Source organism: Mesorhizobium sp. LMG 17147 (assembly GCF_024297145.1).
Taxonomy (GTDB): domain Bacteria; phylum Pseudomonadota; class Alphaproteobacteria; order Rhizobiales; family Rhizobiaceae; genus Mesorhizobium.
In genome coordinates this window covers 50547-63792 of record NZ_JANCTC010000012.1, presented here as the reverse complement: position 1 = coordinate 63792, position 13246 = coordinate 50547, and the positions used below count along the sequence as shown (strand labels likewise).

The following is a 13246-nucleotide window of genomic DNA, read 5'->3' as shown; positions in this document are numbered from 1 at the left end:
TGGCCTCAAAGCCTGCGAGATCAAGACGGCCGAGGAACGGGACGGCCAGCAACAACATTAACGCCATCACATCGGGACAGACTATGCAGCAAGCCATTACGTCGGACGGCCTTCGCCGGGTGGTGCTTGTCGTCGCGCTGCTGAACCTCGGTTACTTCGGCATCGAATTCGCCGTGGCGCTGGCGATCGGCTCGGTGTCGCTGTTCGCCGACAGCGTCGATTTTCTGGAAGATGCCTCGGTCAATCTCCTGATACTGCTCGCCATGGGCTGGTCGCTGGGTGCCCGCTCGCGGGTCGGCATGGCGCTGGCTCTTATCCTTCTCGTGCCCGGCCTGGCGACGCTGTGGACCGCGTGGGAAAAGTTCAACATGCCGGTGCCGCCGCAACCGGCAGCGCTGACGCTGGCGGGGTTGGGCGCCTTGGCGGTCAACCTGTCGTGCGCCTACATGCTGGCGCGCTACCGCCGTCATAGCGGCAGTCTTACCAGGGCGGCATTCCTTTCGGCCCGCAACGACGCCGTCGCCAACATCGCGATCATACTGGCCGGAGTGGTGACAGCCTTCCTATGGCGCTCGGCATGGCCGGATCTGATCGTCGGCCTGGGGATTGCGGCGCTGAACGCAGACGCGGCGCGCGAGGTCTGGGAGGCAGCGCGGGAGGAGCACCGAGCCGGTTCGTGAAGCCAAACGCCCAGCTGTGCCGGCCTGCGAATGCGGCGATGCAGGGGCGCCAATGTAGGGGCGCCAATGCAGGCCCGCAGACCGGCGTGCAGTCATCCAGAAACTTGCGTGATTTCTAATATAGCGCACACCTGCAAAGCGGGCGGAGGCAGAAACGTGCTCATAAGCACGCACCTCATCAAAAGGCCCGCGTCCGGACGAGGACGCGGGCCGGTTTTCGCTGGCATGCGCTAGGCAGGTATCAAGACGGCGATGCGATGAATGCCGACCACCTTGCTGGTGTTCGTTGCCGCGTCGGTCTTGCCCTTGGCGCAGGTGTATATGTCGCCTTCCCTAAGCTTGAATTGCTTGTCGGCTTTCTTGATCGTGAATTCACCGGCGGCAATGGTGCACACCATGTCGTTGTCCATCACCATTGCAGGAGCGGCTGCTCCCGGCTGGAAGACCACATCGACAATTGAGATGCTCTTGTAGGCGGAGATATCGGAATTGCCGGTGCCGACCTCAACCAACCTGACGCCGGGGGCTATTTCCTTGCCTTCCTTCGGGCCGTATTTCCTGACCTTTGCAGCTGCCGCCAGCGTGAACAAAGGCGTTACCGCGGCCGCCGTTACCCCGAGCGCGATTGCAGACCTGCGATTTATGGTTTTCATAGTATCCTCCCATTATATTGGCCACGCACCGATGCGCATGGCCGCAATATATTAGCACATATGCAGGTAATTGCAGCACGACGTTTCGGAGCTTTCGGGAGCGAAACCGCCTCCCGGTCGAATGCGACCGAATAGCAAACAATTCCATGCTATGCTGGCGAGCCATCAAACGGGCGACGGGGATAGCAATGTTGGAAACGGACAAGGTGTTCGCTGGCTCAATTCCGGAAAACTACGACCGCTACATGGTGCCGTTGATTTTTGAGCCGTTCGCCGCAGATCTTGCACGACGAGCAGCGTCCTTGTCGCCAAGCGCCGTTCTGGAAACCGCTGCAGGCACCGGGGTCGTCACCCGCGCATTGGCGCCAAAGCTGTCCGCTGATGCAAGCTATGTCGTAACCGACCTCAACCAGCCGATGCTCGACTACGCCGCTTCGCGGCAAGCTCCCGACGATCGCATCAAATGGCGTCAGGCTGATGCTCTGGCGCTACCGTTCGAAAATGCGGCCTTCGATCTCGTTTGTTGTCAGTTCGGTGCGATGTTCTTTCCCAACCGCTCATCTGCCTACCGCGAAGCCCGGCGAGTCCTGAAGCCCGGAGGACATTTTCTATTCAGCGTATGGGATCGTATCGAAGAGAATGTATTTGCGGACGATGTGACGAATGCTCTGGCGAGGATTTTTCCGAACGATCCGCCGCGCTTTCTGGCACGCACGCCGCATGGCTACCACGATACGGCACTGATCCGTCGCGAACTGGAGGACGCAGGTTTTTCCGGTGTGGTGATCGAGACGAGGGCCGAACAAAGCCGTGCCTCCTCGCCGCGCCTTCCGGCCGTTGCTTATTGCCAGGGCACTCTCCTTCGCAACGAAATCCAGGCCAGGGAGGCGGGAAAACTGGATGTTGCAACCGACTACGCCGCAGCCGCGATTGCAGACAGGCATGGCAGCGGCGAGGTTGCTGCCAAAATTCAGGCTCACATAGTGGTGGCTGTGGTCTAGGTGTTGGATATCCCGCTCCGGCACTTGGCGACATTCAGCTGCTGCGCGGCAAACATCTTGCCGCTATCCCGAATTCTCAGACGTTAATCGTTCATTCGCCCGAGTGGCAGGTCGGCAAGTGCCGGGTCGATAATCGCCGGTCTGATCGATCGCCGCGGCTTGATGGCGGCGGCTGCCGGTTGCACGATTCTTGTCGACCAGGCTTTACTTTGGCAGCCGTCGCCGACCTGCCCCAGCAAGGTCTAGTCATTTCGCTTTCTTGACTCGGCCGACAAAAACGGGCAGCAAAGTCATCATTGGAGGGCAGTTTTGCCAACTATGCAGGTTTTGGAGGGCGTTTTTTGGTGTGACCGTCGCCCAATCGGCGGTCGGTAGAGGGATTGGTTAACCAACTTTGTCCATCTTTTGAATCAATCGGCAACAGACGCGAAGCGTGCTGGGGGCACCAGGCGAACTGTGAATGTCACGGCTGCGAAATCCGCTAGCCGGCATCGGCCGATTGAGAGTGGTTGAATGGCGTTTGTAAGTGCGAAAACCCGGGGTGACAGTCCTGCAACTGGATTGACTTCGATGAGGTCCGGCCTGCGCTGGGTCGCGGTTCCGGCCGTCGGCGCAGCCATTGCTTTATGGTCGGTGGCGACCTTGGCCGGCCTGTATTCGATGGGAACCTCGCTCACCGCGGCCTCCAACGGTCTCCCGCAAAGCCTGCTCGCGCCGCGCACCATCGCGCTCGCCGATCCTCGCCGCAGCCTTGCAAAGGCGCAGGCCCCGACATGGGCCGCAGCAAACGCGGCGCTGTCGGCCAAGCTGTTGCAGCACGGGTGCGATGCCAACTGCCTGCGGTCGGCATCGAACTTCGTTCAACAGGGAAAATCGGTGCGTCTCAAGCGCAATACGGTGCCGCTTGTCGCCGATGCATCGCGGCAATCAAGCTTCGACGACGTGGTGGCCAAAGCGGGGCTGTCGCCGCAAAAGCTTGCCGCTGCCTTTGCCCGTGCCAGCTCACCCGTCATGCTCGCAAGCCTGCCGGCCGACGCCCGGTTCGCCGAGCCGGTACGCATACCCGACCCGAACGGCCCGGCATCGGTGCGCTTCGGGCCGGCGGTGGCGGAGATCGAACGTTCGTCGCGCCTGGCGCTGGCGCTGGCGAATACATTGCCCGAGCAGATGATCGACATGCTCCCGGCAGCCGTCGTGGCAAGCGAGCCGGCAGCTTCGCAAGAGCCGCAACAGCCAGAGGTCCAACTGGCCTCGCTGCCGCCGCAGGACGACATGCCCGACAGCGTTCCGCTGCCGACGCTGCGTCCGCAGGCGAACATCGGTGAGCCGGCGCCCCAGGCTCAAGCCTCGAAAGACCGGACGCCAAAGGATCAGGCATCAAAGGCCCAGGCAGCAAAAACGGAGCCGCCCCAGAAATCCAAGGCCCAGGCATCCAGGGCGAGCAAGGTCCAGACGGCCGACGCTCCGCCGGTCGAGGCGCTACCCGGCAGCCTGTCGCCTCGCAATTCGTCACAAGCGGCAGTGTCGGGCAAGCCGGGCAAACGGTCGAAGACGCAGGGCGGCGACATGCTGGCCTATGCCAAGCCCGACATGCCATCCGGCGGACTCGGCGGAGCCTTCAGGAACCTGTTCACCACGCCCAACATAGGCAGCGGCGTCGCCGTCTACGACATCTCGGCCAAGACCGTCTATATGCCCGACGGCTCACGGCTGGAGGCACATTCGGGACTGGGCGCGATGGTCGACCAGCCGCGCTACGTTCACAAGAAGAATGTCGGTCCGACGCCGCCCGACACCTACAATCTGACGCTGCGGGAATCGCGCTTCCATGGCGTCGAGGCCCTGCGTCTCACCCCCACCAGCGGCAGCAACAAATATGGCCGCGACGGCTTGCTCGCCCACACCTACATGCTGCGCGGCGGCCGCGCCGAATCGAATGGCTGTGTCGTCTTCAAGGACTATGCCCGCTTTCTCGCCGCCTACAAGAAGGGCAAGATCAAGCGGCTCGTCGTGGTGCCGCGCCTGTCGAAGCCGCTGACACGCGTCGCCCAAGAGGGCCGCGGCGCTTAGGTTCGCGGCGGTCCTTTACGGCTTTGTTATCCCAGGGTGGAGCGGACGCGACCCTGGGATCCATGCCGTTGCATCAGCCGAAGAATGCAACGATGCAGATTTGACGCCGTTCTGTCGCAATCCCTTTCACCTCTTATCCCTCTTGCATCGAGGTTCTGCACCGTCGCAGCGCATAGAAGTCACGGCATGGATCCCAGGGTCTTCGCGACGTCGCTTCGCCCCTGCTTCGCCCTGGGATGACGACGCTGGGGGACGTTTGGGCCAATCTCGAGGTTTTCATTCCCGGCCGAGGATATTATGACTGACCCGCAGGGGCGGCTCGAGCTTCAAACAATCACGAGGACATCATGACAATACGCGCTGTCGTCTGGGGCGAGAATATTCATGAGCGGACCAACGAGGTGGTCGCGGGCATCTATCCCGAGGGCATGCATGCGACGATCGCCAATGCACTGAAGCTCGACCCGAAGATATCAGTGTCCTGGGCAACGCTGGAGCAGCCGGAGCATGGGCTGCCGGCCGACCGTCTCGCCGAGACCGACGTCTTACTGTGGTGGGGACACAAGGACCATGGCGCCGTCGCCGACGAAGTGGTCGAGCGCGTGGCGCGCCGCGTCTGGGAAGGCATGGGGCTGATCGTTCTCCATTCCGGCCATTTCTCGAAGATATTCAAGAAGCTGATGGGCACGCCGTGCACGCTGAAATGGCGCGAGGCGGGCGAGCGCGAACGGCTCTGGGTGACCAGCCCCAACCACCCGATCGCTGCCGGGATCGGCGAGTACTTCGAGCTCGAGAACGAGGAGATGTATGGCGAGCAGTTCGCCGTACCGGAGCCGCTCGAGACCGTGTTCATCTCCTGGTTCCAAGGCGGCGAAGTGTTCCGGTCGGGGTTGACCTATCGCCGCGGCGCCGGCAACATCTTCTATTTCAGGCCCGGTCACGAGACCTATCCGACCTATCACGACGCCAACGTCCACAAGGTGCTGCGCAATGCGGTGAGATGGGCGCACAACCCCCAAGGCTCCAATCCGGCCATCCTCGATGCGCCGAACGTACCGGTGGAAAAGGCGCTCGAGCCGATCGTAGAGCGCGGCGGAAAGCTTCATTCCGCCGGCGAAGCCGGCTTCCGCTAGACGACAAATCCATGATCGAACAAGAAGATAAAGCCCTGTCCTAAGGATAAGAATCATGCGTCTGTTGATACTCGGTACCGGCTGGATGGCGGAGGAGCATGCCAGGCAGTTCGGCAAGATCGAGGGCGTCGAACTGATTGGCGCCGTCGATCTCGACCGTACGCGTGTCGACAGGTTTTCGGACATCTATGGCATCCCCAACCGCTTCGCGTCGCTGGACGAGGCGCTGGCCTGGGGCAAGTTCGACGCGGTGGCGAACGTGACGCCCGATCGCATCCACCATCCGACCACCATGATGCTGATCGCGACGGGCAAGCCGGTGCTTTGCGAAAAGCCGCTGGCCGAAAACTTCGAGAAGGCCAGTGAGATGGCCGATGCCGCCGAGCGAGCCGGCGTCATCAACATGGTCAACCTGACCTATCGCAATGTCGCGCCGCTGCAGAGAGCGCGCGCCATGGTGCTGGCTGGCGAGATCGGCACGGTCAGGCATGTCGAGGCGTCCTATCTGCAGAGCTGGCTGGTGTCCAAGTTCTGGGGCGACTGGCGCACCGATCCGAAATGGCTGTGGCGCCTGTCGCGCGGCCATGGCTCCAACGGCGTGCTGGGTGACGTCGGCATCCACATCCTCGATTTCGCCAGCTATGGCGCCGCACTCGACATCGACCATGTGTTCTGCCGCCTGCGGTCCTTCGACAAGGCGCCCGAAAACCGGATCGGCGAGTACGATCTCGACGCCAATGACAGTTTCACCATGGCGCTGGATTTCAGCAATGGCGCGTTCGGCGTCGTCCATGCCAGCCGCTGGGCAACCGGCCATTTGAACGAACTCCGCCTGCGCATCTACGGCGACAAGGGCGGCATCGAAGTCGTGCACAATCTGAGCGGCTCGGAGCTGAAAGCGTGCATCGGCGAGGACGTCGAGAACGCCAAATGGCAGGTTCTGGACGCCGGAACGGTGGCGACCAACTACCAGCGCTTTGTCGATGCGGTGCGCAACGGCGTCCAGGCCGAACCGTCGTTCCGGCATGCCGCCGAATTGCAGAAGGTGCTCGACCTCGCCGTTGTCTCGGATGAGAAGAGGGCAGAGCTCAGGGCCGATGCCGAAACCCATTGATGTCAAAGATCGAGAAGAGTGCTGTGCAAACCTTCGAAGACCGAATGATTGGCAAGTCGGTCCGCTCCATTGAAAGGAAAGAACGGGTTTGGGATCTCCGTTCTTTTCTCCGACGGAACTGAGCTTGCCGTTCATACAGAGGTGTCGCTGCGCATGAGTTGTTCGTCTACCAAGACACAGACGGCACCTTTGTCATCGAGAACTAAGGGGCTTTCCGCCCTATGCGGCTACTGCACTTTGCGTCCGCAGCCGAAGCGCTGACGCGCCAGTTTTATGATGTAGCCAGCATCCATGTCGCCGTTTTCCACATGCAGCCCAAAAGGATCTCTAAGTTCGCTCCTTAAAGCTAAAAGTTCGATCAGCGCACCGCGAGCTGACAACTGCTCCGGATCGTCCGGATCACAGAATATCGCAACCAATTGGCAGCCCAGTTCATCGTCTCTGAAGCCGTTCAAATAGATGGGCGCGAGATGGATAGCAGCCATCCGACTGTTGCTCCATCCGATATCGGTCGGCGACATGATCAGTTCGCGTATAAGCGATCGATAGCGATCAATAAGGCGGAGATAACGGCACAGCGCTGTCAATGCAGTTTCGCCTTGCACGTCTCGTTCCGGCCCGTGGAGATAGCTCTCGATCAGCGCAGCATCGGACACGCTTCCACATAAGCCCACAATGTACAGAGCTGACCCCACGTCGCCTCGACGCTTCAGCAGGATGGCGCGCGCGAACTCCAGCTCTTCTGCCGTGACCCCACCTTTGGCGACGCCTTGCGCTCGATTTCGAATATCGTCGATGTCCATGGCGAAGCGTAATAGCACACTAGATCTCTCAGAAATCGCACCGTCCGTTTCCCACCCATCTCGGCCACCGGCGGCAGCCAGCTGATGAGTTGGAGCCTAGCTAGGTCTTTGGAGTGATTACGGTCGGCAACGGGGTTGATCGCTCCCCCCTTTGATCACGCTTCCTGAACTTGCTTTGATATTCACGTCTTTGCTTCGCGACTTCGTACAAGACGATCCCCGAGCTTGTCCCGAGGTTAAGGCTTTCGATCATTCCGAACATCGGAACGCAGACGCACATGTCGCTTCTTTCGACGGCAAGATCGCTGATACCCATCGCTTCGCTGCCGAACCAGACCGCGAGTTTGCTGTGAGTGGTGTAGTCGCCTTCGTGAAGGAAAATGCTGGCCTTGCCTTTCACGTGCGGCGACGTGACGATCGATTTGAATCCCTTTCTTTCGAGATGGCCGAAGCACTCATCGGTGCTGTCGAAGCGTCTTACGAACGTCCATTTCACGGCAGAGACAGAGGTCTTCGAAACCGATTTCCGATTGCGCAAATCCTGCCAATCGTCGGGCAGAGATCGGCGAGGATCGACGACATAAACCTTCTCGACACCCAAGGCGTTCACATTCCGGATCACCGTTCCAATATTCTTCACATCAGTCGGATTCTCAAGCACCGCAATCAGGTTCTTGCAGCGAAACTGTTTGATTTCGTCGGCCCGCCTGCGGACTGACTTCTTTGATTCGGCTCTTTCTTGCATGGCCATCCCCGTTTCTCTCACGATGAATGCCTAACTTCCTAACCGATGCAACCCGGAGACGCCAACCTTGTTCGCGGAACGCGCAGCACCGTCCGCTTCCCATCCGTCCCGGCCATCGGCGGCAGCGAACTGACTGCGTTGACCCTAATGCCGCAGGATCTTGCTCAGAAAAGCGCGGCTGCGGTCGGTCTTCGGGTTGGAGAAGAACTCGTCCGGCGTGCCGCTCTCGACGATGGCACCGGCGTCCATGAACACGACGCGCTGTGCGACCTTGCGGGCAAAGCCCATCTCATGGGTCACCACCATCATGGTCATGCCTTCCTCGGCCACCGCGACCATGACGTCGAGCACTTCGGAGATCATCTCGGGATCGAGGGCCGAGGTCGGCTCGTCGAACAGCATGATCTTGGGGCGCATGCCGAGGCAGCGCGCGATCGCCACGCGCTGCTGCTGGCCGCCTGAGAGCTGCGCGGGATAGGCATTCACCTTGTCGGCGAGGCCGACCTTGGCGAGCAGCTCGCGCCCTGCCTTTTCGGCTTCGGCGCGCGGGATCTTGCGGACATGGATCGGCGCCAGCGTGACGTTCTCGAGCGCCGTCTTGTGCGGATAGAGATTGAACGACTGGAAGACGAAGCCGATCTCGGTGCGCAGCCGCGTCATGTTGGTGGCGGCGTCGCCGAGGCGCTGGCCGTCGACCGTCAGGTCGCCGTCGCGGATCGTCTCCAGGCCATTGATGCAGCGGATCAGGGTGCTCTTGCCCGAGCCGCTCGGGCCGCAGACGACGACCACTTCGCGCGGCTCGACGCTCAGCGTGATATCCCTGAGCACGTTGAGCTGGCCGAACCATTTGTTGACGCCGCGAAATTCGATCATGCCAGTGCCATTTTTGCTAAGGTTCGACATCACAACTGCACCTCGCCATGCGCCGCACCCATGCGTTGCTCCAGCCGGCGGGCCAGCATGATCAGGGGGTAGCAGACGATGAAGTAACCGAGCCCGACGAGGAAGAAGACGAGCAGGCCGTTCGGCACACGCTGCACCACCAGCCAGCCGACGCGGGTGAGGTCGGTCAGGCCGATGGCCGAGACAACCGAGGAATCCTTGATCAGCAGCACATATTGCCCGACCAGCGGCGGCAGCACGATGCGCATCGCCTGCGGCAGCACCACCTGGCGCATGCGCTGCCAGCGCGACAGGCCGGACGCCAGCGCCGCCTCGACCTGGCCGGTCGGCACCGAGCGGATGCCGGCGACGACGATCTCGCAGATGAAGCAGGCGGCCAGATTGGTCAGCGCGATGATGCCGGCGGTGAAGGCGTCGAGCTCGATGCCGAGTTCCGGCAGGATGAAGAAGATCAGGAAGATCTGCACCAGGAACGGCGTGCCGCGGATCAGGTCGACCCAGGCGCCGATCGCGCCGCTGATCAGCCGGTTGCCGCCGGTGCGCAGGATGCCGAGGCAGAAGCCGAGCAGCGTGCCCAGCACCAGGCTGATCAGCGACAGCACCACGGTCATGCCGAGGCCGCGCAAGGCGAGGGGATAGCTACCGGCGATGCTTTGCAGCTGCTGCCAGATCATGCCCGTGCCCCCGCGAGGCCGAGCCAGCGCCCGGAGAGCGCCGCCAGTCCCTTCAGCCCGTAATAGAGCAGGAGGTAGAAGGCGGCGATGGTGATGAAACCTTCCGCCGGCATGAAGCGGTCGGAGGCGAGCAACTGGCCGGCGCGCGTCAGCTCGGCAACCGAGATCAGCGACAACAGGGCGGAATCCTTGACCAGCACGATTGCCTGGCCGAGCAGCGGCGGGATCGTCACCTTGAACGCCTGCGGCAGGATGACGAGACGCATGCGCTGGACATAGGTCATGCCCGAAGCGACGCCGGCCTCGACCTGGCCGCGCGGGATCGACAGGATGCCGGCACGGATGATCTCGGCGACATAGGCGCCGCTGTTCAGCGACAGGGCAAGAATGCCGACGACGAACTCGGGCAGGATGAAGCCGAGCCGCGGCAGGCCGAAATAGAGGAAATAGAGCTGCGCCAGCAAGGGCGTGGCGCGCACCGCGTCGATATAGGCCTTGGCCGGGACGCGGAACAGCCGGCCGCGCTGCAAATTCATCGCGGCGAGCACGATGCCGACGGCGAGCGCGCCGGCAAAGGACAGGACAGACAGCCACACGGTCGTGACGAGGCCCTGCCCGAACAGGGGCAGATATTCGACAATGGTGCGGAAGCTGAAGTTTTCGAGCATGGTGAGTGGGCAGTAGTGAGTAGGCAGTAGTGAGTAGTGAAGGTGTCCGGAATGGCCATCAGCCACTCCATGCTCCCTAATTTCTACTTCCTACTCCCTACTCCCTACTCTCCATCCGTTAGTGGTCTTTTTTCCAGGCGTCGGAATTCACCCAGTAATCGAGGTTCTTCTGCAGGCGGCCGTCGAGGCTGACCTGGTCGAGGAACAGGTTCATCCAGACCAGCAGGTCCTGTTCGTCATAGCGCGTGGCAAAGGCCAGCGGCTCCTTCGACAGCATGTCCGGCATGATGTTGAAGCTGCCGGCTGGGTACGCGGTCGACTGCCCCTTGACCGCCGAGACGTCGTTGACGCCGCAATCGGCCTGGCCGTTATTGACGGCGTCGAGCAGCAGCGGGCCGCCGCCCTTGTAGCTCTTGATGTCGGCATCGGGGAAGGCGGCCTTGGCTTCCTTCTCGCCGGTGGCGCCGAGCAGCACCGCGATCTTGGTGCCTTTGGCCTTGCAGTCCTCGGTGGATTTGAAGGCGGTCCCAGCCTTGGTGAAGACGGTGCTGCCCGTGTACATGTAAGGCTTAGTAAAGGCGACCTTCATGCCGCGCGCCAGCGTCGGAGTCATGTCGGCGACCAGAAGATCGGCCTTGCCCGACAGCAGCGCCGGGATCAGGCCGTCCCAGTCGAAGTCGAGGAAGGTGATCTTGACGCCCATTTCCTTGGCCATCAGTTCGGCGAGTTCGACCGAACTGCCGGTGCGTTCGCCGGCGGCACCCACCAGCGAAAAGGGCGGGCCTTGCGTCTGCACCGCAACGCGCAACTCACCGCGCTTGGTAATCTCGTCGAGGGTTCCGGCACTGGCGGCAGCGGTGAGGCCGGCGAGCGCAAGTCCGGCGATGAAAAGCTTGGCAATCTTCATTTGGGCATTCCTCCTTGTTGTCGTTTGTTGTTCCACTTGTTGTTTCACCCCATCGGGTGCTTTTTGAGCGGCAGCGCCGTTGCCGGCGGCAACCACCGTTCGAAAATCTTCAATCCCAGCTCACCGTTTCGGCGACCTTGATGCCGCGCCTGGCCAGCTCGTCGAGGAAGCGGCCATCGGGCACATGCAGCAGTGGGTTGAGCAGGCCGGGCGCGGCGATCTCACGCCGTGCCAGCATCTGCGCCACGATGCTGGCGGGATAGCCAACGCCAAGGCTCATGCCGAACAGGCCGGAGGCGAGGTCGCGTTCGATGACCAGCTCCGAGGTCACCGTCTTGCGGCGGCCGCCTTCGCTGCCGACAAAGACATTGCGCATCACGCAAAGGTCCTTCTCGTCGGCGCCATATTGCAGTTGCGGGCCAAGCAGCCGGCCGAGGAATTCGCGTGGGCTGACACCGGTGCCGGATACCTTTTCCTCGGACAGGAAGCCGAGCTGCTTCAGCGGCGCCCAGAACGCCGACCAGCCAGGCCAGCGCAGCGAATATCGGCCGGAGCGCTGCAGCCCCTTTGCGGCGGCAAGCATGCCGGCATAATGCGGCGCGTCGCCATTGGGGAAGGCTTCCAGCCTGCCCAGCCCCGCCACCTCGATCTCGTGGATGAAACGATTGTCGTGCTGGCGGGCGGCCGGCACATCGACCCGTTCGCCATTCTCGACCAGCACACTGTCGCGGTTCTGGCTGACCAGAACCATGTCGAAATTCCAGCTCACCTTGTAGCGCAGCGGCTCGACCACCGCTTTCGGCTCGGGAATGCCGCCGCAGTAGGAATCGATCGCGGTGATGGTGTCGAACTGGCTTGCGGCGCGCGCGTAGAGCACAAGGTCGATGCCGGGGTCGAGCCCGCATTCGGTGACGATCGAGACGCCGGCCTTTTCGGCCTCCGGCGCGAGATCGGCGATGGCCTTGCCGTAATTGGTGGTGACCAGCGGCGTGCGCGTCGCGATCGCCGCCTGCACCGCCTCGCGCATCAGCGGTTGCGGCAACAGGTCGATGACCGCGTCGACGTCCTTCATCACATCGGCCAATGCTGGACCGATCGCGCCCTCCGGCACGACGAAACGCACCCGGGCAAGGTCGGTCAGGCCGCCAAGCCGCGCAGCGCCGTCGGTTGCGGTGTCGACACAGACCACTTGCTCGACGCCGTCGCTGGCAACGAGGTCGGCGATCGCCGCCCGGCCTTGCAGGCCGAGGCCGCCGAGAACCGCGATCTTCATGCCATTTCCTTCCGCGTCTCGTCCGACCAGCAGCCTTCCGGCAGGCTGACCCATTTGTTGCAGGACGCCATGACGACGAAGGTCTCGCTGCGCACGACTTCGCCCGGCTCACCGGCGCCGGGGATCAGCTCGCTGGTGACGCGGTAGAGATCGGCGACATCACCGGCCACGGTCACGTCGACGATGATGTCGAAGCGTCCGGTGACGACGGCGGCCGAGTTCACGAAAGGCAGTTCGGAGATGCGCTGCGCCAGTTCCCGGGCGCGGCCGCGTCCTTGCGCATTGATGCCGACGATCGCCGAGATCAGCTCGGGGCGTTCGGTCAGGTTGAGCAGCCCGACGATCTTGAGCAGGTTGCGGTCGAGCAGGTTGCGCAGCCGCATGCGCACCGTCGGCACCGAGATCGCCATCTTCTCAGCAAGGCGGTTGACGCCAAGCTGCGCGTCCTGCGACAGCAGCTTGACCAGTCGCCGGTCGGTCTGATCGAGATGTTCGCGCAAACGCTCAGGCTTTCATAAAGGGAAATAAACGGTCGGATTTTCTTTCGGATATGAAAATACGTTATGAGAGATTTTTAACAATGGCAAGAGGCATGTCGTGCGCGGTGCCCCTATGCCTGTCG

Annotated in this window: 14 protein-coding genes; 5 read left to right on the top strand and 9 right to left on the bottom strand. The window is 62.0% G+C overall.

Annotated elements, in window-relative coordinates:
- Positions 1-83 precede the first annotated feature (83 nt).
- Positions 84-680, top strand: coding sequence for a cation transporter (locus tag NMG46_RS20845; RefSeq protein WP_254819462.1), 597 nt, complete (start codon positions 84-86; stop codon positions 678-680).
- 230 nt (positions 681-910) lie between these two features.
- Here NMG46_RS20845 and NMG46_RS20840 read toward each other — a convergent pair whose 3' ends face one another.
- Positions 911-1333: a hypothetical protein gene (locus NMG46_RS20840; protein WP_254819461.1), complete on the bottom strand. Its 423-nt coding sequence runs from the start codon at positions 1331-1333 to the stop codon at positions 911-913.
- 188 nt (positions 1334-1521) lie between these two features.
- Between NMG46_RS20840 and NMG46_RS20835 the strand changes: the two genes are divergently transcribed.
- The 4 genes from NMG46_RS20835 (at position 1522) to NMG46_RS20820 (ending at position 6651) form a co-directional block, all read left to right on the top strand.
- Entirely contained in the window at positions 1522-2334 is an 813-nt protein-coding gene (locus NMG46_RS20835; RefSeq protein ID WP_254819460.1) for a class I SAM-dependent methyltransferase, read from the top strand.
- Positions 2335-2904: 570 nt separating this feature from the next.
- Positions 2905-4404: a tlde1 domain-containing protein gene (locus NMG46_RS20830; protein ID WP_254819459.1), complete on the top strand. Its 1500-nt coding sequence runs from the start codon at positions 2905-2907 to the stop codon at positions 4402-4404.
- Between the two features lie 347 nt (positions 4405-4751).
- A complete protein-coding gene (locus NMG46_RS20825) occupies positions 4752-5537 on the top strand; it encodes a ThuA domain-containing protein (protein ID WP_254819458.1) in 786 nt (261 codons plus the stop codon).
- A 55-nt stretch (positions 5538-5592) separates the two neighbouring features.
- A complete protein-coding gene (locus NMG46_RS20820; protein WP_254819457.1) occupies positions 5593-6651 on the top strand; it encodes a Gfo/Idh/MocA family protein in 1059 nt (352 codons plus the stop codon).
- A gap of 227 nt (positions 6652-6878) precedes the next feature.
- On the opposite strand, the gene NMG46_RS20815 is transcribed toward NMG46_RS20820, so the two are convergent.
- The 8 genes from NMG46_RS20815 to NMG46_RS20780 form a co-directional block, all read right to left on the bottom strand.
- Positions 6879-7454 carry a hypothetical protein gene (locus tag NMG46_RS20815; protein WP_254819456.1) on the bottom strand — a complete coding sequence of 192 codons (576 nt, stop codon included), beginning with the start codon at positions 7452-7454 and terminating at the stop codon, positions 6879-6881.
- A 100-nt stretch (positions 7455-7554) separates the two neighbouring features.
- The gene (locus tag NMG46_RS20810) at positions 7555-8205 is read right to left on the bottom strand and encodes an RNA methyltransferase (protein ID WP_254819455.1); all 651 of its coding nucleotides are present in this window, start codon (positions 8203-8205) and stop codon (positions 7555-7557) included.
- A 138-nt stretch (positions 8206-8343) separates the two neighbouring features.
- Complete coding sequence (locus NMG46_RS20805) at positions 8344-9072, bottom strand: amino acid ABC transporter ATP-binding protein (protein ID WP_254819454.1); 729 nt, start codon at positions 9070-9072, stop codon at positions 8344-8346.
- Positions 9073-9101: 29 nt separating this feature from the next.
- Positions 9102-9776, bottom strand: coding sequence for an amino acid ABC transporter permease (locus NMG46_RS20800; RefSeq protein WP_254819453.1), 675 nt, complete (start codon positions 9774-9776; stop codon positions 9102-9104).
- Positions 9773-10444: an amino acid ABC transporter permease gene (locus NMG46_RS20795; RefSeq protein WP_302896822.1), complete on the bottom strand. Its 672-nt coding sequence runs from the start codon at positions 10442-10444 to the stop codon at positions 9773-9775. Before NMG46_RS20795 ends, NMG46_RS20800 begins: the two co-directional genes overlap by 4 nt.
- A 118-nt stretch (positions 10445-10562) precedes the next feature.
- On the bottom strand, positions 10563-11351 hold the full coding sequence (locus NMG46_RS20790; protein WP_254819451.1) for an ABC transporter substrate-binding protein: 789 nt from the start codon (positions 11349-11351) through the stop codon (positions 10563-10565).
- Positions 11352-11460: 109 nt separating this feature from the next.
- Entirely contained in the window at positions 11461-12624 is a 1164-nt protein-coding gene (locus NMG46_RS20785) for a saccharopine dehydrogenase family protein (RefSeq protein ID WP_254819450.1), read from the bottom strand.
- Positions 12621-13124 carry an Lrp/AsnC family transcriptional regulator gene (locus NMG46_RS20780; protein ID WP_023677254.1) on the bottom strand — a complete coding sequence of 168 codons (504 nt, stop codon included), beginning with the start codon at positions 13122-13124 and terminating at the stop codon, positions 12621-12623. Before NMG46_RS20780 ends, NMG46_RS20785 begins: the two co-directional genes overlap by 4 nt.
- Positions 13125-13246 lie beyond the last annotated feature (122 nt).